The sequence below is a fragment of the Spirosoma profusum genome, assembly GCF_014699005.1.
Lineage (GTDB): Bacteria > Bacteroidota > Bacteroidia > Cytophagales > Spirosomataceae > Spirosoma > Spirosoma profusum.
The window spans coordinates 76288-98237 of the sequence record NZ_JACWZY010000031.1; the positions used below are offsets into that span (position 1 = coordinate 76288).

Genomic DNA, 21950 nt, shown 5'->3' on the forward strand with positions numbered 1-21950 from the left:
ACTAGTAGGGTATTAGTACCAGCGAACACCTGCCCGATGCTGACTGATAGTTTTTAATCTGGTTGATGTAGAAATAATTGTCGTTGATGTCCAGTGAACCCGCGCGCACCTTTTGAATCCTGACAGGACTATATAAATCCAGCGTGGCCAGCTCACTCGGGCGCATGTATGCTGACAAAGTGAGTTGCCGGGGTCGACGCAGTACCCGTTTGAGTCCGCCAAAGTAGCGCTGTATCAATGTCTGCTCTCTGGTGAAGGTGCCGGGTGGTCTGTCGAATGCCAGTGAGAAGCTATTGGCCGTTGTCACGGCCCCCTCGGGGCGGGTATACCACCAGCTGGCCATGAGTCGAACGGGTGTAGGACTAATGGTCAGGTCAGGCGTCACCACGTTCACGGTGACTGTCACCGGTTTGGTTGGCTCAACCAGTAATAGCCGTGGCGAAGTAGACTTTCGTTGCACCTGAACATTGGCACCCGTGCCGGTAATGGTCCTCGTTTCGATAAATGGAGGGCTACCATATCCACCGATCACTTTTTTGGAGTCGATGACGGCCGAAAATGGCAATTCAAAGAGCGGGGTTTCAAGGGGAATGTTCTGCGCATCCACACCAATCACACCATCGCCATAGCCTGCCAGTGTTTTATCTTCCAGCGGCTTCCATTTGAGCAAATTCTTTTGCCCGTAGGGGGCAAGTACCGGGTTGTTTTCCGGTTCGTCACTCTCGTCAACGCAATGGCTCAGGTCGGTAGCGTTCACTTCGTTGTCGAGTATACCGTTGAGGGTTTTCAGTTCGAGTGTCCGCGCTACGTCGTCACTCTCCCAGGTAGCCGAGCACATCAGAGCAGTCGACTTGAGAAGATCCGCACAGTTCATGTCAGGCAAATTGATAGCGGTCTGCCAGTTGTCACCTGAGACTATCGACGCATCAGGCTCAAAACTTGCAAAGGTGTCTTCTTCACGAACGAAGCCGATAATTAAGAACTGCGCGAGGGTGGTACGCTTGCGAATGATGAAGCGAACCTGAATCTGATCAAGTGCCCTGCACTCAATGAGCACGTTGAGCTTCAATTGCTCATAACCCGACATCAACAGGTTATAAGGACCGCCATAGGATTGGTATTCCTGGTAAACGTTTTGCCCGTTCTTCTCGACAATCAACATAGCCTCAACCGCTCCCTGATCAACTTTAATCTGAAACGTCTGGAATGCCTGCACACGTAGCCGCATGGCAGTATCGGGCACGTATCGGTAGGTTTCTGCTTTGTAATTATCCTGCCTGCCATCCCGCCAACCGGCTAACGGGTTGTTATCAACTGTTAATGGCAGCAGTATATTCATGCCACTAAAGGAGGGTATGGGCTGCGATGTGGCTACGGTAACCCGCGCCATACGTGCATCAACCCACTCCTGCTCATAGGCTTTCGGCTCCTCTTCGACAAAGGGCAATACCACCCTATTAAGCAACGGATCAGTCAACCAGTCACCTTTAGGGGTATAGCCGACGCGCTGGAGCATGGCCCGAATAAGTGTTTTATTAAATACTGCCGGGGTTAGGGTATCCTGAGCAAAAGCACCGTTATCAATCGAGCCGTAATCAATGGCAGGGTAACAAATACCCTCGGTGCTCTCGGCATAGCTATCAATTACCTCTATCGTCCACGGGTGGTTATAGCGGTTTAAGTCGAGGTCCTTAAGTTTGATATCGGCTAATTGATCGAACAAGCCTTTACGTGCTCCGCTCAGACTAACCTTCCAGCCACCCATAAACGACAACAGCGACGCATTGCCCGTAAAAATAACTTCCCCATCACTGATGAGTTGCGCCGGGATTAGTCGGTACGGGTTTTTGCCAGCCGCGTCCAACTGCTCAGCGTTCTGAAGTAAGGTACGTACCGCCGTCGTATCGGATAGCGTGAACAGGTTGGCATAGGTCACCTGCAAGGTGTTCGGGCTGGTCAGGTCGTTGCTCTGTTTAGTGAGCGCAACGCTGACCTCCGACACCCATTGCCCATATAAATAAAGTCCGTCCTCCATATTATAAAAGCTGACTTCTACGGCTTGGCAATTCGATGGTTACTGAAAAGTTGTTTACGTAGCGCTGCGAGTCCCATAGCTGAGCGTCACCGGTTGGCACGTTGACAGGTATTTGCTTGACTTTATCATCCTCTGTGTGAATGAGCCAATATGCCGATATACTTTCACGTATCGTGCCGAGCGCGTCGGCTTCGTGCTCTCTGAGGTTGGCTGTGTGCAGGACCATGTATTGACCGGTTTCCTTTCTGGTTGACTGGGTTAAACCAATACGTTTGATTTGACCCATTGCACCCGTGCTCTGTCCACGAATCACAGCACCCTCGAATAGCCAGTACATCCAACCACCTGCCAGCGTTAGCCAGGTCAGGTAGACGCCTTCGGTACGGCAACCGGCTTGTGCGGGTACGACGTAATCAATTAGCTCCGGTCGAAACGTTAAGTCAAACGGAAAATCAAAAGAATTTGAACTGCCGGCCGTCACTGTGCTTACTGCTGACATGATTAGGTACCTGTTTTAAATCCAAAGTTGGCCATCATCTCGGCCACATCCTGCTTTGTTCGTTTCAAGTGAGCAGCCATCTGTTGAAGCGTTGCCGTTTGGTGTGCTTCGTACAAATAGTCAATCTCTTTACCAAGCCATTGCCTCGGCGGTGTCGCCTTTATTTCGGATTTCATCCACTCTGGAGCAAGCTCACCCTCGGCCAATTTTTCTAACAACTGCCGCCAGTCGTCAGCGTCAATTTTATCCTTAATCCGGAGTAGTACAGCCTCCCAGACTTTCGACTTTTGGCCAGTCTTGGCTTCCTGAAGCTTCCTGAGCCTATCCCTGTCTTTGGCCTTGAATGCTTCATACTTCTCATTGTCACGTTTGAGTGTCTTCCGGTTTGCTTTACCTACACAGCCTTTACAGGTTAGTCTCCTGTGCGCTGTGGGTCTGCTTGCGTTCTGATCCTCAGCAAATGAATCTATTGACTTCTCTAGTTGACATACCTTGCAAACCCGGGTTGTCTCTTTTATTGAATTATCCTTAAAATTTTTCTTCTCAAACGAGACGAAACCCGACGTGTACCCCTTCTCGCTAACCGCTATGTATTTGATACGCTGCTTCAGTTCACCCTTGTCATTACTGCGTACTTCTAAATACGCCTGACTTACCAAATCACCCGGCTCTGAAAATGCCGTCTTAGGTAAGCAGAGTCGGGCGTACGTAAGCAGGTCGGAGTAGTCACGGTCAGTCATAGGGGTTAAAAGTCGCAATACATGAACGTAATAAATTTACGTCCTTCCAGCCTACTAACAAAGCCAATCACTACTCATCCTTAGTTGGAATTGGTTTTATTGCCCCCGACTGAATAAAGGGTCATCGTTCCCACTCCCGTAGTAATCTGGCCAGTGACTCTCAGCGTTTGATCGGTTGTCGAGTCCACCGTGAAGTCACCTATTTCGACGTAGTTTCGGTTGGAAGAGCCCAACAACTGACCGTCCTGCGTGAGCGTGACTCTCATTTTCTGGCTATTCGTTGACCCGTAGGCGTATAGTCGCCCGATGAGCGTCATGGCCCGATTGGTCAGCGAAGCCGCCACAACACCGGAGTTCTGAATGGTTACGCTCTGCGTTCCGTAGTAGACCTTCAGGGTCAGGTTGCTGCTCACTACCAGTGTCGAGGTGAGTCGAAAGTCGAAACTGAACTGAACGCTCTTATTCGTCTGGAGCACATTGCCTGGAATCGTCGTAACAAACAGGTTCGTTTCTCCGGTAGTACCACCTGTCAGCGAGGTAGAAACCGGCATGATCGAGCCCGATAGGCTAGCTCCGGTTTGCAGCCAGCCGCCTTTTGTCATGCCCACCGGCACCACGACGTTAACTCCGTTGTGGGTCATCACTGAATCTTTCCAGGTAAAGATTTGTCCGGTTGATGTAACACTGCGAAACGTACCTACGCCACCGTTCTGCGCTCTGAGCGTGGCTAAATCCTGAACCGGTAAACCCTGACCAAAACAGGCGATGGATACGAGTAAGAAAAGAAACGTTTTCATTATTGTCGTCCGATTACGTGATAGTTACCTGCCCAGGTCGTTGACGCCGGGAATGTGCTGGTGGCTGGGTTTATAATCTCAAAATAGGTTGCCGTGACCGTGCCTAACTTCCAGGTCTGATTATTGAGTACAGCGCCGTCAGAGGTTGCGGTTAGTGTTACAATGGGTGGATTTGTCCCATAGGAGGCAGCGAACGTAACCCGGCAGATGACGCCCGTGGTGACACCTGATGAGCCTGACGTAAAAGAGATCGAGCCTGCTACGTCGTTACCTACTATTGTTGCAGCAGTAGGTGAGGTTCCGGCACCCGTGTTGAGGGTTAGCGCTGGTGTAGTCGATGATCCACTAAAATGAGTAGCCACTAAACCAGACGCATCAGCGTAACCCGTTCGGGTGCCACTAAACAGGAAGGCAATCTTTGCGCCATTCGGAGCGCCGATATCCATCTGTGCGCTCGACATACCTAGGCCATAACGATTCGCAGGAATGCCATCGTTGTATAAGTCAAATTTAAAATTAGCCCCTGGTACCGATGATGTAGTTGAGCCGAGATTGATATTGGTTGGATTTGTCGAGGCACCCGTAGCGCCGCTTCCAAGCGTCAGGTTGCCCGTGCCTGTTATATTGCCCGATACGTATGGATTGACAAGCGAACCCGAAAGCGTGCCGGACAAATTCGCACTGGTGAGCGTTACATTGCTCCCTGTCACGTTGGAGATAACACCACCCGTAAAACTGGAGCTGGTGATGGTGGTGGTGTTGAGGCTACTGTTGCCAAGTGAAACGTTAGTGCCTAATACACCCGATACCACACCGCCCACGATGGCTACGGCAGTCTGGTTCTGCGTAGCCATCGTACCCAATCCCAGATTCGTCCGGGCCGTTGACGCACTGGGCAGGTCGGACAGGTTGTTACTCTTGACCAGTAGTCCGGATAAATCCTGATCGCCTGAATTCGTGCCCGTCAGACCAAGCGCTGTTTTCAAACTAGCCAGCGTCACATCTGATGCATTAGCCGTACCTCCGGTCAGGTTGGCTTTAATGGTATTGGTTGCCATCTGAGCAAGTCCGGCGTTGGTGACTGCGTTATTAGTAACGGAACTGGCTACATTGGCCGTGCCGTTCAGGGTGCCTGTCGCGTTAGCCAGTGCGCCAATGAACGTACCATTCAATGACGAGCTGCTGTTCGCCGTTACGCTGCCTTCGATAACACCCGAAACCCCACCCTGCAGAAAACCATACGCACTCAAATTAGTCACAGTCAGGCTGTTGGCCGTGCCGCCTACCTTATCCAGTTTGTTACTGGTCAGACTCGCCACCGACGTACTCAGGCTGTTGGCTTTTGTATTCTGCGCATCGTCAACAGCCGCCTGAAAGGATAGATTAGCCGCGTAAATATCGTTACCTACCTTTCCCGCTATGGCTATAGTGTTAGTCGATACTGCCGTGCTTAAGCTATTGGTCTTTGTGTCCTGAGTATTATCTACAGTCGCCTGATATGCCTGACTTACGTTATATAAATCAGTTGATACGTATTGAAACTTAACGCCCGCTATTGGATAGTTAGGACGTTCGACAAGTGAGTTAGTTTTAGTAACTCCATCAGGCAGGGTAACGCTCTGTGTGTAGTCGTCAGAGTCTTCTATTATAAAGCCGTTGTAATTGGCTACGCCGAACGAAAAAGCGAGACGCTTATTAGCCGCGTTAGGCGTATAGTTATTATAACCAGAATACGAGTTATTTAACTTAACAAGAATCTTTCTAGTGTCGTTAGCCTGTAAATCACCGGTTGCAGATAAAAGGATATCGTTAGTCGTAAACTGCGTACCCAGCCGGTTGATCGTATTGCCTGTTATAGAAGCTATACCACCGTTTGCAAACTTTAATTCTAAACAAGCTGGCCCCCGGTTGCCCTCAATATAATTGTCCGTTATAGAGCCCGCGTTACCGCCATTGAAGCCTAAGTACTGAAAGAAAATAGAGCGTTTTTGTAAGAGAATATTTCTGATCGTAATAGTGTCGGCCGTTCCTGTACCATTCCCTAAAACCTGACAGCCTACAACCTTGTTATTAGAGCCGTTCACTATCGCTAACCCAACGATCTCGTTCGAGTTGAAAGCGCAGGACAGGAAAACGTTCCCGTTTGGCGCTACACCATGAGCGCCGTTAATACCGAAAGCGCCTACCTTATTGTAATTAAATACAGACTTATCTATAATACCTTCGCCAGCGTCGGTAATATCCAACCCTAAACGCATCGTAGTAACACGAACCTTAGTAATATTATAATTAGCCGCGTGTTCTATAGCTAATCCTGTAGCTACTTTTAAATTAGGGTCGGCGGCCAATATCCCTAACCCTTCTACTCGTACCCCGTCATCACCTGTGCCTATCACTTTTAGCACCGTTGTAGGGGTAGTCCCTGTGTAGCGTATCAGTGAAGAGGCGGAGCCTGAACCAACGAAAGAGGGACGACTACCACCATAGACCAAAGGACCACTGGCACTACTTAAGTTAGCCGTTAAGCCGAGCGACGTATTGTAGGTACCTTCAGGCCAATATAGTCCGAGGTTGCGCGCTGTACTGAAGTTTATAGCGTTCTGCATCCCTACATTATCGTCATGGATTCCGTCACCATACACATTAAACCACTTGACGTTCACCAGCCCATCGTACTGACGATGAAAGAGTAGCCCGTTAGGGTGTCCGGCAATAGGGGCGGTCCGCAGGTTAAGCACTCCATCATTCAGCGTGGCGTTGTCACCCGGTACGTAGTTGAATACCCCCGCCATGTTCGGGGTGAATACCGTAATGGTATTTGGTGCCGTGGCGTCCGTTAGCGAGAGTGACTGCAAGCCTGAAATGGAGCTAAAAACGGGCAATGAGTTCGCCTTCGGGTTAATCAATAACGGCTTGATAGCGCCCCCCTTCGCACGAATGACAGGCAGACCTTTCGAATCGAAACCCAGATTGATCGATGCATCGTTGGTCGGCTCCTTTACCCCGCCAATGGAGAACTGCGCCAATGCGGGAAGCGTCGAGAACAGAATTAAAATATAGGTCAGTACTGACTTCATAGAGGTATTAAACGGTTTCATTGTTGACATAGAGCTTTGAGCCCTGCATAGTGATTTGATACGTCCGGTTGGGAACAGGCCGAACGATAATGGTTTCACGGCTGATCTTACTGCGTGAGGGATCGAAAGCCGCCCAGTCGATTGCAGTGTTGGCATTATTGATTCTGAATCGAACGTCCGGGCGTCCACGACGAGCGCCCTGGTTAACCGCATAGGGGCCATCGAACGCAGCTGCGTGTTCCAGAATCGTAGTTCCATCGGATGCAGGTGTAATCCAGGCATCCATACCCTGAAACTTATACTCACAATACTGCCACGGTCGACCAGCCGTACGGTCGCATTGATTGTAGTAGTAGGCAGCCTCAGCTCCGGCATCATGCCAGCGTACCGGTTCGACCGGATAGCCATCCTCAGCAAATGGAGCCGGGTTGCCATTGATCGGTTCCCAACTAACGGGTCCGTTCGCTGCGGCATCGTGAGGCTTGACCTTCATCGGATCGGCGCCGTATTTGATCGTGTCATCAAATGGCAGGTAGCCACGTGTACGAGTAAAGCCGATCATGAAGATGCAGCCAAGTAACCAGTCATACTCGACCTGTGGGTGCCCTTCAGAGCTCACTATACCCAGGTTACCCACCTGACGTTTATAGTAAAGCCCGTTGTGCAGCCAGCCTTCATTGCCGCCAATACCGGTATTGCCGGCCACGGCTTCGATTTTCGCCCAATCCAGATAGATCAGGTTCTTATTGCCGATACCACCGACCATACCGCCCATGCCCAGCGCCATCCGGTCAGCGGCATACGCTTTGCGGTAGTACTGGTGTGCATAGTCGGGTGAATCAGTGTAGTTTTTAATGATGGCCCCCACACCCAGCGACTCCAGACCACCCGAATTAAAGTACCCAACACCCGCCCTGGCTCCCGCCTGTGACTGGAGCGTTTGCTTGAAAAATTGATCGTTGGGTGGTATTTTATTGCCACCAGTGTAGTTCTCCCACGGATCGCCATTGAAGTTGGCAAAGGAGCCGTACGTACCAAAGTGATTCATCGGCTGACCGATGGAATCGAAGTAGGCTTTCAGGTATTGATAGAACCACTTCTGATGAATGGAATCGTACGGTATCCGGTAGTTGCCCTCTTCCAGCTCAGCGGCCATGTAGGGCGTTTTCGCCAGCCGGTTAATACCGTCCTGCATCTCGGCTTCGGTGATAAGGCTGCCTGGGTAGCCGGGGCCATTCGGTTTATTGAGGTAATCAAAGAACTTGGTTTCCGTCCATTCGAGCCGTTTGGAATAGTCGAGCATCGAACCATCTTTGATTGCCTTGACGCCGTACCTGCCGTGAACAGTAGTTGGGTCCACATCGGCGGTTTTGCCAATGGCGAAAATGAGTTTGTTGTCGATCAGATCGAACTTTGGCGCAAACCGGGCGGCCCGGTTTAGCCAGTTATCATCGCGGTTGAGCCAGGAAGGTCGTTGAATCAGTGTCATGGTTAGTTGCTGGGTGCTTGCCCGAAAATGATAAATGCCTCTGACTTGCGGTTGAAAATGGACGTGTACGGGCTTGGCGTCTGGGAGATAGAGAAGTAAATCTGAAGCTCATCGCCCGGATTGAATGAGTTGAACGGCATTGAGCCGTAACCCGTAGCCCCACTGAAAAAGTAGTATTTGGTGTAACCGGGTGGTACCTCGGGCGTAGCGCTATCTCTTACGTGCCATGCTCCGTTTTCCCAGTAGACCACCGGGTTGAAAATATCCGGGTTGGACTTGAGAATATGCGTCTGAGCGGGTACGCCAACGGCTGTGCCTGGTGGTGGTGGTTCGGTCGGGTTGCTACTGCCGGTCGGGTAAATCTGAACACGCTCCGTTGATAAGGAGGGTGTGGGTGGAATTCTAAAGTTTACTTCGACCTGACTTGCTATACCCCGACCAGCAATACGAGCCTTAACGTTTAATTGAAGGTTCTGGAATCCGTTTGTCGTAAAAACGTATTGATACCCTTTTGAGTCATTGGTCAATGGGGTCAGATCTTCAGGGTCGTAATGCGTTACGATGCCAGCACCAAAGAAGGGGCCACCATCCAGATCAAATTCGATCTGACCGCCGTTGCTGGTCTGGAAATAGATATAAAACTGGTTTTCTGCCCAGGGGTCACCCGCTTTGGTACGTATCCAGCGCCAGTCAATGCCCGTTATTTCGGCAACCTGAACAACAGGAACCGACACGGTAACAACCAGACGCCCTTTCTCAACGCCACCTACTTTTGAAATAATCGTTAGGGTTTGCCCATTCGTCACGTTGGCATTATTGGCCAGTGTCAATGAGGCATTCGCGCCACTGGTAAGACTCACACCGGTAATGGCTGCGCCGAGCAATTCATAGGTTTCATTGCCAACGCTCTCTGCGGTTTCGCCTACCAGATTTTTTAGCTCATAGGTTTTGGTCTGCCCTTTCTGAATGGTAGCGTCGCCAACCAGAACATACACCTCAGTGGTCGGCTCGGTGGCTGTTAGATTCAAAATCGCTTCCACGTTGCCATTGCTGACCAGAAACGAGCCGTACAGGATCTGGCTTAATCCTTCAATCTTGACAATGTGAATACCATTGGTAGTAAGTCCAGTGAAGATTGAATAGAACCACCATTGCTTATTGAGGACCGTCTCGGCGCTACTGCCCTTCGTCGCTGGAGCCGGGGTAGAAAACGTACCGCCTGGTTTTTTTAGCGATACGATTGGTGCAATTTCCATGTTCGGACTAATGCGAACAATCGCCTGATCCTGCGCATCCTGAAACTGGACAAGCCCCTCAAGTAGTGTACTTTGAATTGGAAAGAAATTCGTATACGTCGCAAAGGCTCCATTATCCTGCGTCGTTTTGAACTCATAGTTATACGTCTGGTTGACGTTTAGGTTCGCCGGTACCGATCCACTGAGTACAATTTCCCCCTGCGAATTCTTGCCGGCTGATAGAAACGCCGGTTTAATCAGCGCATCATAATCAGCGATGCTGTGCCCGTCGGCGGCTGTTGCCGAGGTGAAGGGGACCGTCCAGATATAATCTTTGCCGGGAATCAATGGCGGTGGGGTGAGTGTGCTCCATACCGGTTTAACCGTTGGAACCTCTCCCCCTCCATCACAGTTTGGATTCACCAAAGCCAGGTCGCCAAGGTAATCAGGCCAGCTCACTACCAGCGCATCCGGTGGATTGACACCGTTCGTCCTTTGATACGTTGGTGGTCCAGCCCATGCCGCTTTCTTGCCGTCAGGGCGAAGCATAGGATTGCCGTCCTTATCCTTGAGTGAAAATATGAGTGCGTGATATGTCTGCATTACGTAGTCAGATTATATTGTTCAAGGCGCAGCGTTTCAGAAAAATCGGTAGGTATCTGACCAATGGGCGATAGTACAAAGTGGCTATTGTCGGGGTAGGTCAGATCGAAAAGGCCCAGCAATGGATTACCCTTTTTATCGGTCATCGTGGCGCGGATCTTATCACCGGGCAGGTCGAGATTGTGCAGCAGGGGCACGTTGAACTTGTCGTTGGTAATGGTAAAATCTTCGACACTTTTGGGAGGCATAGGCAGGTCAATACAGCCCTCGAACACCACCGTATACGTGCCGCCAGTGCCCAGACTCGATAGCAGTTGCGAGGCATTCAATACGCCGATCTTCTTGATACCGCCCGGCATATTGATGGGCACAAGCACCTGTGTTGCACTGGTAGCCGATGGAAACGAGGGTGCATGAAACTCGGCAGCCTGAATCTCACGGGTTGTTACGTTGCCATTGTCGGTAGCTACCTGAAGGTCAGGATTCAAGCCAGCATTTAGCGCTTCAATCTTATCGTCCAAATCCTCTGGACTAACCCAAACATCATTAGCCACACCAGCATTAAGCTGCGCCTTGCTCGCCTTACGTGCGATACCGGCAATGTTTTCAGTGGCATAAGGAGGCAACGCACCGCTACCACCGCTACCCTCTGCGAGTAGCTGAGCAACAGCCGAGGCAGACACGGGCAGGTTGTTGCCAACGGTCACCTGCGTTTTATCGGTCACCAGTTTGGTGCTCCACTTCGCCGGATGAGTTGCTGGTGACTGACCGGTTGCAGCCGCTATGAGGCACTTATGCAGCACACCGTCGATGATAACCCACTGATTGACTTTATAGCCTCCCTCTTTTTCAGGGTCGAACTCTAAAGCCGTTGACTCAGCAAGGTTCTCCATCCACGTACCAACCCGCGTGGCTGTATTTGCCTTGAGAACAAGTTCGTTCTTGATCTCAATGGCCTTGTTCAATATGTAGGATAGCGGCTTAACCACGGTATTCGATAGTTAATGGTTTGGTTGCAGCCTGTTCGCCGTCAAAAATTTGCAGTACCGCATACTCGACCGTAGCGGCCGGGTCGGTATTGACTCGAATCCGTTGCACGTAATCGCTCTGATTCACATCATCGGTGGTCGTGCTGACTTCGCCACCAGCTGCGTTATAGTAGGTGGTAACCAGTTGAAAGGATTCGTCTGGATCTTCTGCCAGCCATATCGATACGTCACGGTAGTAGCCACGAAAGGCAATAACTGGCTGCGCGGGTACGATCCATTCACGCAAGGCAGGGGCAGCGTATTTATTTAAATCAGTCTCCCCATCGGGCGGTAAGGTCTGAGCCACCGAGACAATAAACCCGAGCGGTATTTCAGCCTCTCCCTCTTCGGACAGGGAGGTAAACGATACCTCGACTTTATCTGAAAAATCGGTATCGTCCCGAGTCAGTCCCGTATCAACCAGTAGCGGCCTGACGCCGAGGTTTAACCGGTTGCGTATGTCGATACGTGTCGTTAGGTCGGTCTTATGGACTGGCGACTCAATCGCTGAGATATCGCCGTTGGACTTGCCGACCGTCGCTCTGATGTACTCCCATTCATAATCACCGGGCGATTCAGCCATGCATACCAGTGGCGTCATGGCCGACATGAACCCGGCACCGGGATTGGTGACCGAGTAGGCGCCGACGGTAACCGTGCTGCGCGTCAGGTTGGCAGTATACGCACCAGCCCCAATAAACGTAGTGTCGGTGGTGACTGACCACGGCTCATAGCCACGGGCTAGCACCTGAATGGTATACACCTGACCGGATGGCAGACCAAACGTGCTTAGAAATACTTTATTGACTTTGCCGAACGTGTCAGTAAATGGGGCAACGTCGATGCCCATTGAATTGAAAAGCACATTGGTCACGTCAACACTGGTGGCATTCAATATGCGTATCTGCGCACCGGACAGCCCATCACCATTGGGGCGAAGTGCAGTCAGGTTGAATGCTTTAAATGTTGGTAGTGCCATCTAGTTGAACAGGATTGATTTAGCGGATTTAAATAAGACTGGTTGTAGATCGACTTTAGCCAGACCACGCACCCGGTCGGCGGCTAGCGGTTCACTGAGTACACCGCCACGGTTGAACGGATTGGGCACGGGTGTGCCTTCACGGGCTTGCTTGACAGCAATGGCATAGACGGGAATGTTAAGCCCTTTCTCCTGTAGCCACTTTTTCAAGCCTTCGACCTGAGCCGCTGCGGGTTTGCCCGATCGGTTTGGACCACGGCCAACCTGTTGGAAACGAAAGCGGGAAAGCCCGAGCATTACGAGCCGCTTTTTACTGCCAGTTGATTCAACTTTAACCTGTAGCGATTCGGCCGATTGACCCGACGACACTAACCCACGGTCACGCTGTGACTTTTGTACATCGGCAATGAGCTTGCTACCCAATGCCTGCAATGCTTCATCCGTTGTCAGTAGCATATCGATACAGCGTTGGGCTTAAGGGTGAGCGTTAATTGGATGGCGTCGAAGTTGCGACTGGTTAGGTTTAGCCCCATTCGAGCACGGGCACCGGACACCTCACCCTGCTTGGTTAAGCGATTAAGAACCCGGCGCATTTCAATGTCCAGGGCGTCAAAATGGGCTTTCTTTTGCTCGGGCGTGTCGTGAACTTTGGAGGGTGTGCAGATATCCAGTGCTAACTGATGGCGATACTCAAGAGCGCCCTGACCATCAAAGTTGAGGTCGGCCGTAAAGTAGCCTTCGTGAAACAACAAAAACCCGGATTGAAGGCTTTGCGCCACATCATCCAGGTCTTTATTGGTACCGTACCCAAAGGCCATACCAAGTTGAGCCGCAATTGCTTCCAACTTATTCAGCATAGGAAGCAAGTTACAGTGAGGCTATTTTGAGGAGGGGTTTTGTAGCTTGTGTAAGCGTTTTAGATATGTGTTTTTTTTGTGTTCAGCCACGAGGGCGTTCATTGCCCGATCGAATATCAACGAACGGGTTGATTCGGGGTAGTTGATCCTGAAAATATCCGCGAGATGAAGGCTGGTAAAATGCATGTCAAATGCTTCCACGCCCGGCGTCTGCGCTCGTGCCATTTCTTCCAGCGGGTCAACGGCAACAGGACCACGCTGATCCTTCCAGTATTGGTAGGATTTATAAAATTGCGCAAAAAAAAAGCGGACACGGCCAATGCTTCCAGGCATGGCATAGCTGAAATGATGGGCAACAGTTCGGCGGCATGGTGTCGGCTTACGTAGGGGTCAGTGCGAAGAACAGGCCACAAGAAAACGGGTAGTAGTTGGTCAGCCAGATTAGCCGAGTCGACCGGTTGCTTTGCCTTTTCGCGGGCACGTATCACTAAATCAATATCCCACATCTGCCCAACGGTAGCCACCGCGCCGAGGTCATGGGGTAGCTTATGTGTCACACCATCGATGGTAACGGTTTTGGGTAGTTCGGGCTTTAGGGCTGGCTCTTTTTTCAAAAAATCAAGCCGCTCGACTATGAACAGACTGGCATTGAATGGAAGGGTTTGGCTCTTGAAATCGTCCTCATCCATTCCACACAATGCGGCAATGATGGCATAGGGCGATGTATCGCTATCGCTCTGAGCAATGGCCATGAACTGAGCAAGTGTTACCTCTGCCCATGACGTAGGTATATCAAACTCGAAATCGCCGGACTTGAATCGTTGCATGTTAGAACTTCCAATAGTGTTTATCAATCCACCTGAATATAGGTGCGGTCTTTTGGAGTAGGCAAAGGCCGAGCGGTCCGACGACAAAGCCCACAATAAGAAAGTACAGCCACGCATGAAGCATGTTCAATGCCTTTAGTCCAACTAGTACCAGCCAGCAGGGTAAGCCAACACAGATGGCAAGCAGCACTAGTATTGTCAGTATCAATGTGTAGTTTTTCATTCTGTCCATTCGTATCTAATGTGACCACTATGCAACTTCATGTTTTGCAAACATCGTATGACCATTGCCCGAGTATCGATCACCGGACGTAACTTCTTAGGTGCCAGCATCTCACGCATTTCGCGGCGGCTGCATGGCCGAGTCGTGAATATGTACGGTGGGCACTCCATTGGCGGTAGCTTGATTGGTATGTCAGGGCAGGTCATGAGTCGATATTTTTGAATAGGTCGTTTTGCACAAAACCATCATACCAGTTATTTAAAAACTCCATACCCGCAACACTGAAATAACCTTGAAAATCTTCAGTGTTTGGTTTCGTCGCAGGGTATAAGCCTCTAAGCAAGTAATAGCCTATCGTATCGGCCTGTTGCTCCTCGCTGACTAAATCAGACAACAACATGCTCCTTTTATCATAGTGCCCAGTTATTACTTGAATTGAATGACCTAGTTCATGGCAGAGGGCAACCTTGTGATAATCATTTGAATCGCTGTTAGTTACCACTATTCGTTTGCCGATAATATCACAATACCCTCCACAATCATCCGCCTCTTCGCTTTCGTACTCATAGTCAGCCAGCACACCCACGACCTCAGCAAAGTCACTATGATCAACAAGCTTCTTTTTGTTGGCAAGCTTAATCATTTCATCAACAACCCTGCATATATCACGGGTAAGCAGTAACGGCGATATACTAGGTAGTATCTGCGCCTTGTGGTCGTAAAGTCTAATGATGTTGCTCATGCTAATACGTTCGTCCTTGTGCGGTTGGCACTCTCCGTGCCCGTGCTCCACCGGTCGGCGGCTGGTGGCGATGCTGATCGTAGGCCAATGCTAATGCCATCACGCAGTCATCATTCAATCCTTCGGGTGCTGAATACCTGAGGCCGCCACTACGTGAGTAGCTATACTCGAAACTATATAGCTCGTCTTCGAGCGCCCCACCTTCAGGAAACGTCAACTCATTATTTTGAAATGCTGTTGCCAGTGCTTCAATAAGTCGCTGCTTGCTCTGCTGGGAAAATATAAAACTCTCGGTGTAGCGTCTGCCCTTTTGCATCCTCTCAACAATCACGGCGCCAACGCCCGTACCATCTACGGCAGTCGGTATGTCGGGCAGGTTGCTAATGGTATTGGTGGTTTGTTCCCAGTCCATTTGATACCTTTTGAAATGGCAAACTTCCTTTTCTTCATTTAATCCAACCTCAACGGTGAAGTCAACCCGTGAAGCCAGGTCAATGCCATACGACGTAGCAGGACCTTCGCCTAGTCCCTTGCGTTTAGCTCGGTCGAGGTTTTGAACGCCAAATGGGTTGCCGCCATCATCAGAAGTCTCAGCCTCGTAGAGTTGCCTAAATACATGTGGCGGTAACTCTGACTTTGCCTGAACTACCTCTTTGAGTGGTAGCCGTGCTTTTTTCTTGAGTGGCTTAAAATTAGAATAGGCATGAGCAAGGAGCTTATTATACACCTCCTCCATCCGTGCCCGGTTGTCATCATCGTGACCAAGTATCTTGGCTTTGGCTGCCTTAACTTCGTCCACGCTCAAAGGCCCGGTCATTACTGCATCCCAGCCAGTCACTTTAAAATGTCGATACTCGGGATCTTCGCCGGACCTGGCTTTAAGTGCCAGCTTATAATACCATCCACGCCCAACAACGTTGGCGATAAACTTGCACTTACCACCGGTTGAGGTGAGCGTTGACCGTATAGCAAACCAGGACGCTTCCTGAGCGCGTGAGGCTTCATCAAATACGACAGCGTACACATCTTCACCATACAGACTATCGGGATTGTCGGCAGACTTGAAATGAATAATCGAGCCACCGGGAAGGGTAAGCGTCAGGTTACTCTCGTTGACTTTGAAGAAGTTGCGCACATCGATCTTATTGCGCATACGGTCGAAGGCCATTTTAGCCTGGGCACGTATTGGAGCCACCCACCAAAAAGTTTGCCCCGGCTTACCCTTCAATGCCTGCTCCAGTAGCCAGAAGATCATCGGCGTTGTCTTGCCAATCTTCGTTGCACCCTCTACCACCGTGAACCGCTCCTTATTATCCATGAATGCCTTTTGGTAGGGGTACACAAAAGGTCTGTCCCAATGGATATGAATGACGGGTCGTTGGCGGGTGCGGTTGCTCATTGTCTAGGGCGAATCTTATAGAGCAAATACGGCCAGCACAATATCATAATTAGTGGCTTCCAACGTTCAGTCAATTCGTTTTGCGGGTGAATGTATTGCCCGCAGATAAGTCCAAAGACAACACCCGCTGCGAGGTATATGATTTGGAGAAACAAGACTGTCACGGCTATAGTAAATCCCATCTTATCGTACATTGATACTCATTCTTAAAGCTTGACTCCGAAACGTTGTAGCCTGCGCGTTCGAGTGCTTTAATGGTATTCGTAGTCGGCTTTTCATAGATGCACACCTTCATCTCGCCTTTTTCAATAGCCATATTAACGAGAGACGTAACGTAGTTCAGATTCTTAGCGTCATTGGCTAGTCTGCTAACCTCAACGTATTCACGGGCCACATTGGCCGGAATCAATTTACCATCCTTTAAAACGTCCTTCACGAGTCTTTTGCTGATATAAGGGTGAGGGTCAGGCATAACTACACGTCGGCGGCTTCTATAGCTTTTCTCATCTGCTTGTCAATGCCAGCTATATCATAACCGGCTGTAGTAATAAACTCAGGCTCAAGTAGTTCCATTGCCTGATAGATGCGATAGTTATTTGGATTAATGAATGGAGCACCTAAGCAGGCATACCCGTTATCAATCGCCAGGTTGACCTCTTGCACTAAGTGCTCAGGTTCAGTTGACATTAAGATTTGATATTTCTTCTTTCCAGACATTTGTCTATAAAGTTAGGACAAAATTCAAATAAAAAAGCGAACGCCGTTGCTAGCCAGCGTTCGCGTATTGGGCTCCCCGACAGGATCAATCTGCAAAGCAGTGAGCCGAATTTACATAGTTAAACTCAGTTTACAAAATGCAACTATTTTTGAGAATTATATTTCCGATCAAGGCCAATAATGAGAAATATATATTCCAGCATATACGCTTAGCGTATGTCTTTTGTAGGTCGTTTGTCCGTACAGCGTGTGTACAGTGTACGCACAAAAAAGGGTGTAACCATCGCTACACCCTGTAATCAATATTGCTTACATACTCTTAGGGTATGCGATGCAAATCCGCATCACCCAAAATGCCTATTTCAATCAGTATGAGCACTTTTGATACAAACCTGCATCACTTAAAAGGTTGCTAACTGACAACCTCAATCATCGTCATCATTGCTCTTCTTAGGCTCATCGTCTTCCATGTTCATCGTTACCCGAATAACAGGAGGTAGGCCCACATCGATCTTATCACGCCACGCATCGGGTTGCCGGTTCTTCAGCCAGTTCATTGCTGCGCCTGGGTCGGGTGGATAGTAGAGGTCGGTTTCAACCTCTTTCACCTCCTGCTTATAATCACCAGTCGATACGACGAAGAACTTTTTTTCTTTGATCGTGAAGCCAGTAGCGCGTTTGTATAGTCCCTCTGCCACCTTCGCATCAGCATACGCGCGCCCGCGATAGACTGAGGCCCGAAACGAGGGATTTTCTTTAAACCACGTTTTTACTGTTGTCAAACCTATGCCAAAGTCATTGGCGAGGTCTTTTAATGAATGTCCGAGCAAAGAATATCGATACGCTTCCTCATCGTGAACAGTCGCATCGTAATCGGTTTCTTTTGGTTTTAAGTTTTGATTATTAGCCATCTGAGTAAAGTGCTTATTCTATACCCTAAGTTACGCAAATTATGCTTGTGCGTCGGTAGGGAGCATCGGGGTTTGTCCTTCATCGTTATCAGGCCTGCCTCGCTGCCTGGGTATTTCAGGTTCAGGCTCCCAATAATTAGAACCGTCGTGACTAGGCCACTCATTGTCAGGACTTGGAATGATTATCCATGCGGCTACCCCTCGGGCTATTTCATAAACTAGGTCGAGGTTGTTATTGATTTCCTGCTCCCGGGTCCAACCTTCTATTGGCTCGTCATCAAAACTATCGTAGCGTTCACAGTTCCAGTAATACACACCCTCATCATGAGCGTACCAGCCGCTCACAATGTTGTAATCTTTGATGGCTAATATCAGGTCATATTTTTCCTCAAGCTCCCCGTTTTTGATGTCGGGTGGAGGTGTGCTGGCCGGGTACCATTTGCCTACTTCAATGTCGGTGCCCTCTACTAGGTTGCTCATGTTGCTGCTGTTTAAATGGGCGATCAATATAAATAAATGCCGTCAAAAACGGTATTATGAAATAAGCCTATACACTGGAAAGTATTTTTTAGGTACCGGCCAATGTATAGGCTTTTCTATGCAACAACTCGTGCTATACTACGTCTTGTGTAATACCCCCCCCCTGTAAGCAAGGTTGCTTACAGGGGGGTTAAATGAAAGGTATGTCGCCCGTATCCGTTGCAGATGGGTTGTCGCTCCCCGCGTAAGGATTGATGCCACTAGCCGCTTTTCGCTCATGCATCACAGCGTCGGCGTAGTAGTTGGGAAACTGTTTGCTGAATCCTATAGCCACTTCAATAGGGCTTTCATCTAGTATTATATTATGAAAGGCGTCCAATGTGATGCGTAGAAACGTTGTATGTGGGTCTTCTGAGTTAACGTTCTTTGGCGCATTGATTGCACCAATGACTTGCCCCAAAAGATTAACCATCTGCTGATAATTCAACTCAGGGCCTTTTATCTGTCGATCAACATAGTACTCGCCAAAGTGCTGCTTAAGTACTTCATCGAGTTCACTAATCCGATTATCCTGAATAAGCGTCGATACCATGCCAATGACAGAGAATGTTTGAGCTAAGTCTTTAGGCGTCGACTCAACAATCTCAATCGGTGTGATGAGATGGCTAACCATCGTAATGAATTGGTCTTTAATCTGTGTGCTATCCATTGTGTTTGGGGTTTGATTGTTAAAATCCTAGTTCGGGGTCGTAGCCGTCGTAAGTATCGGTGCTGGCCTCATCGGTCGGCGGTTGCTGTTGCTCGGTGGGTGGATCGGGTTGTCTAGGCTCTTCATCTGGAAATAAAGTGGAGGTCATTCGACCAGGCTGGCCGTAAATCAGATAGTCCAGGTCAGAGGTGAAAGGCGTTCCAAGCTCAGTAAATCGACCAACGCCAACGTCGAAATGAAACGACTGCATGCCAAGTTTGCCGTAGAAGAAGTACTTCACCTTTTGGACCCATATGTCAGTAGTGTTCTCTTCATAGTTACGATAGCAGGTTATACCGTTATGAGTTTTATTGAAAAAGTTGGCCGACCCTGATATATTGTAAAGGTTGGGTACTACGAACTTTTTGCCCTCCTTGAGCATCTTGGTTGTGTGAGCGACAAAAAATATATGCACCTTATACTTGAGCGCAAAGCGTGTAAGCTTCTGATAAATCTGACTGACGTACTCCCCCTCGGTCTGCCATTGTTCGCGCTTATCTTCAATGCAGTTATAGGGTCCAAGTGAAATATACTTGACCCCTTTTCGTAGGACCATCTCTGCGCACTTGACTAAGAGCCCATCAATGGTTAGGTCAGCGTTGATATGGTCGACAAAAAACAAATGAGCGTTAAGGTATTTTTTAGCGTAATCATACTGCGCCGGGTTCACGGAGTTGTGGCGGTCGTGGCGGTAAAAGGTTTTACCAACAAGCTGCTGCACGGCCTTGGTTGCCTGCACCCATGCCTCCTCTTCTGGATTGAAGATAAATGACTTCTCACCATAGCGCACGGCTTTACGAATCATAATTTGCCGTATAAACTCATCTTTTCCATGCTGAGGAATACCCGTAACGGTGGTTACCTGTCCAGGTCCAAAGTTGAGCAACGCATCAAAACCCTCATAGCCAATCGGCTCGATCTTTGGCCATCCATTTTGATAAACATCGTCCATGTCCGGCTCGAGATCTTCAAACGTTAGTACGTCTTCAATAGGCGGAGCGGTGGCCGTACTCCATAGCTTACGCACGGCATCATTGCCATGTTTAATTAGTACCTCGTTAGCATCTTTGCAACCTTCAGGATACTCAACCAGCCAACACCGATGGCTGCCGAGTCGACGTACTAACTCATCACGTAGCGCACGGCCTGGCTCGTCTCCGTCTGTTGCAATGATAATCTTAAACATGACGTCAAACTCACCCGCGCAGTTATCCAGATATTCAAGTTTTGCGCTGCCCTTGCTGGCGCCGTTAGGCACACTGGTTGCCCCATAGTAGCCTGACTGATAAAAAGCCATCGCGTCAATTTCGCCTTCACAAATCAGCATCTCGGTTCGACCTTTGAGTGAGTTGAGGTTGTATAGAATCAACTCAGCATCTTTGGTCATCTTGAAGCACTTGAGTGGGTCCCGATACTTGATGTTAACCAGATCATCACCTCGGTAATAGTTGAAGTTGATGCAGGTTCGTTTGCCAGCTTTATGGCCGTCCTTCTCAGGCATCCACTCTTGCGACTCGGTAACTTTGAAGTACTGGAGCGTTTCGCGGGTAATTTTGCGATCTTCAAAAAACTTAACGGTACGGTCGGCAAGGGGTACATGGGTAACGTTGGGCTTGGCGTATTCACGCTGTTGCCGGTAGTACTCCCTACCCTCCTGTTTTTTTTCCTCAGCCGTCTTGCCATCTACTACGCCCTTCCATCCGCAATTAAAACAGTGATAGGTACCTTTATCCAGATTAACTGACAGCGATTTGTCGGTTTTGTTTTTGCGGGTATGTGAACATGTCGGGCACTTGACCTTTTGCTGTTTACTATTGCCGCGAATCTCAATTCCTAACTCTTCATAAGTTGCCATAGTGAATTTTTAATAGACCATCTCCTTTTCGGTAGGTCGCGATGAGGGTTTGATTGGATCGAGCCAAACAGCACCGTTCAAATAAGACAGGGGGTTTTTGCGATAATTGACGTCCGGATGCTCTTTGATGTAGAGCGGTACGTGCTCAAGTATTGCCTTGTGATCTTCGGGCTTCAACTTACCCCATTTTGCCTGACACTTTTTACGGTCAACCTTCTTGTCGTAGGTGTCGTAAAACTGCTCAAACAAATCAGGCACACTAGATGCGTCAGCATCGTTAGTATTATCTTTATTTACTTTATCTTTATTTACTTTACCTTTAGCGTTGTGACTACCGCGTGACTCCTTGCGGACATTTTTGGGAACTCCCTGTTTATCACGTTGTTGTGATTTTCTTTCAGCGTCTTTTTTTCGTTTTTCCTCGTAAGTTTCCACATACGACAACATTCGTACACTCAAAGTTTCACCATTCTTTGTGCAAAGTAGTCCGATACTTTCCATGAAAGTCCAGCACTTTTCGAGCCTCCTTCCTACATCCAGCTGCTTCTTAAGCACGACTGTTTTTATGGGTTTCTCTTGAGCAGCCAACCGTTCCAGAGTGGTATAGAAAAGACCTAAACCTTCATAGCCAAAGGCCATATATAGCTCAGATATTTTCTCATCCTGAAAGGCGTTGGTATCGTGTAAGAAGTACTTCATGGGTCAGGTA

22 protein-coding genes are annotated in these 21950 nt (G+C 49.1%); 1 reads left to right on the forward strand and 21 read right to left on the reverse strand.

Going from position 1 to position 21950, the window contains the following annotated elements:
- Position 1 precedes the first annotated feature (1 nt).
- The 12 genes from IC229_RS27485 to IC229_RS27540 form a co-directional block, all read right to left on the reverse strand.
- Positions 2–2035 carry a hypothetical protein gene (locus IC229_RS27485; RefSeq protein ID WP_190890967.1) on the reverse strand — a complete coding sequence of 678 codons (2034 nt, stop codon included), beginning with the start codon at positions 2033–2035 and terminating at the stop codon, positions 2–4.
- Position 2036: 1 nt separating this feature from the next.
- On the reverse strand, positions 2037–2534 hold the full coding sequence (locus IC229_RS27490) for a hypothetical protein (RefSeq protein WP_190890969.1): 498 nt from the start codon (positions 2532–2534) through the stop codon (positions 2037–2039).
- 2 nt (positions 2535–2536) lie between these two features.
- The gene (locus tag IC229_RS27495) at positions 2537–3274 is read right to left on the reverse strand and encodes a hypothetical protein (RefSeq protein ID WP_190890971.1); all 738 of its coding nucleotides are present in this window, start codon (positions 3272–3274) and stop codon (positions 2537–2539) included.
- An 80-nt stretch (positions 3275–3354) separates the two neighbouring features.
- Positions 3355–4071, reverse strand: a complete 717-nt coding sequence (locus tag IC229_RS27500) for a hypothetical protein (RefSeq protein ID WP_190890973.1) — start codon at positions 4069–4071, stop codon at positions 3355–3357.
- Positions 4071–7148 (reverse strand): hypothetical protein, encoded by a 3078-nt coding sequence (locus tag IC229_RS27505; protein WP_190890974.1) that lies wholly within the window; start codon positions 7146–7148, stop codon positions 4071–4073. The genes IC229_RS27500 and IC229_RS27505 overlap by 1 nt, the downstream gene beginning before the upstream one ends.
- A gap of 7 nt (positions 7149–7155) precedes the next feature.
- Positions 7156–8637, reverse strand: a complete 1482-nt coding sequence (locus tag IC229_RS27510) for a hypothetical protein (protein WP_190890976.1) — start codon at positions 8635–8637, stop codon at positions 7156–7158.
- Between the two features lie 2 nt (positions 8638–8639).
- Positions 8640–10475 carry a hypothetical protein gene (locus tag IC229_RS27515; protein ID WP_190890977.1) on the reverse strand — a complete coding sequence of 612 codons (1836 nt, stop codon included), beginning with the start codon at positions 10473–10475 and terminating at the stop codon, positions 8640–8642.
- Positions 10475–11464, reverse strand: coding sequence for a hypothetical protein (locus IC229_RS27520; RefSeq protein WP_190890979.1), 990 nt, complete (start codon positions 11462–11464; stop codon positions 10475–10477). Before IC229_RS27520 ends, IC229_RS27515 begins: the two co-directional genes overlap by 1 nt.
- Complete coding sequence (locus IC229_RS27525; protein ID WP_190890981.1) at positions 11457–12482, reverse strand: hypothetical protein; 1026 nt, start codon at positions 12480–12482, stop codon at positions 11457–11459. Before IC229_RS27525 ends, IC229_RS27520 begins: the two co-directional genes overlap by 8 nt.
- Complete coding sequence (locus tag IC229_RS27530) at positions 12483–12938, reverse strand: hypothetical protein (protein WP_190890982.1); 456 nt, start codon at positions 12936–12938, stop codon at positions 12483–12485.
- The gene (locus IC229_RS27535; RefSeq protein ID WP_190890984.1) at positions 12929–13339 is read right to left on the reverse strand and encodes a hypothetical protein; all 411 of its coding nucleotides are present in this window, start codon (positions 13337–13339) and stop codon (positions 12929–12931) included. Before IC229_RS27535 ends, IC229_RS27530 begins: the two co-directional genes overlap by 10 nt.
- A 116-nt stretch (positions 13340–13455) precedes the next feature.
- On the reverse strand, positions 13456–14166 hold the full coding sequence (locus tag IC229_RS27540; RefSeq protein ID WP_190890986.1) for a hypothetical protein: 711 nt from the start codon (positions 14164–14166) through the stop codon (positions 13456–13458).
- Between the two features lie 280 nt (positions 14167–14446).
- Between IC229_RS27540 and IC229_RS27545 the strand changes: the two genes are divergently transcribed.
- Positions 14447–14611 (forward strand): hypothetical protein, encoded by a 165-nt coding sequence (locus IC229_RS27545; RefSeq protein ID WP_190890988.1) that lies wholly within the window; start codon positions 14447–14449, stop codon positions 14609–14611.
- Here the strand turns inward: IC229_RS27545 and IC229_RS27550 are convergent.
- The 9 genes from IC229_RS27550 to IC229_RS27590 all read right to left on the reverse strand — a co-directional run bounded on the left by IC229_RS27550 (position 14592) and on the right by IC229_RS27590 (position 21940).
- Complete coding sequence (locus tag IC229_RS27550; protein WP_190890989.1) at positions 14592–15131, reverse strand: hypothetical protein; 540 nt, start codon at positions 15129–15131, stop codon at positions 14592–14594. The two genes, IC229_RS27545 and IC229_RS27550, sit on opposite strands and share 20 nt — an antisense overlap.
- Before the next feature lies 1 nt (position 15132).
- Positions 15133–16530 (reverse strand): terminase large subunit domain-containing protein, encoded by a 1398-nt coding sequence (locus IC229_RS27555; RefSeq protein ID WP_190890991.1) that lies wholly within the window; start codon positions 16528–16530, stop codon positions 15133–15135.
- 166 nt (positions 16531–16696) lie between these two features.
- A complete protein-coding gene (locus IC229_RS27560; RefSeq protein WP_190890992.1) occupies positions 16697–16966 on the reverse strand; it encodes a hypothetical protein in 270 nt (89 codons plus the stop codon).
- A gap of 38 nt (positions 16967–17004) precedes the next feature.
- Entirely contained in the window at positions 17005–17247 is a 243-nt protein-coding gene (locus tag IC229_RS27565; protein WP_190890994.1) for a DUF1737 domain-containing protein, read from the reverse strand.
- A gap of 425 nt (positions 17248–17672) precedes the next feature.
- The gene (locus IC229_RS27570) at positions 17673–18158 is read right to left on the reverse strand and encodes a hypothetical protein (protein WP_190890996.1); all 486 of its coding nucleotides are present in this window, start codon (positions 18156–18158) and stop codon (positions 17673–17675) included.
- Between the two features lie 39 nt (positions 18159–18197).
- Positions 18198–18638 (reverse strand): hypothetical protein, encoded by a 441-nt coding sequence (locus tag IC229_RS27575; RefSeq protein ID WP_190890998.1) that lies wholly within the window; start codon positions 18636–18638, stop codon positions 18198–18200.
- A gap of 190 nt (positions 18639–18828) precedes the next feature.
- Positions 18829–19347 carry a hypothetical protein gene (locus tag IC229_RS27580; RefSeq protein ID WP_190890999.1) on the reverse strand — a complete coding sequence of 173 codons (519 nt, stop codon included), beginning with the start codon at positions 19345–19347 and terminating at the stop codon, positions 18829–18831.
- A gap of 19 nt (positions 19348–19366) precedes the next feature.
- Entirely contained in the window at positions 19367–21241 is a 1875-nt protein-coding gene (locus tag IC229_RS27585) for a toprim domain-containing protein (RefSeq protein ID WP_190891001.1), read from the reverse strand.
- A gap of 9 nt (positions 21242–21250) precedes the next feature.
- On the reverse strand, positions 21251–21940 hold the full coding sequence (locus IC229_RS27590) for a Lin1244/Lin1753 domain-containing protein (RefSeq protein ID WP_190891002.1): 690 nt from the start codon (positions 21938–21940) through the stop codon (positions 21251–21253).
- Between the last annotated feature and the right edge of the window lie 10 nt (positions 21941–21950).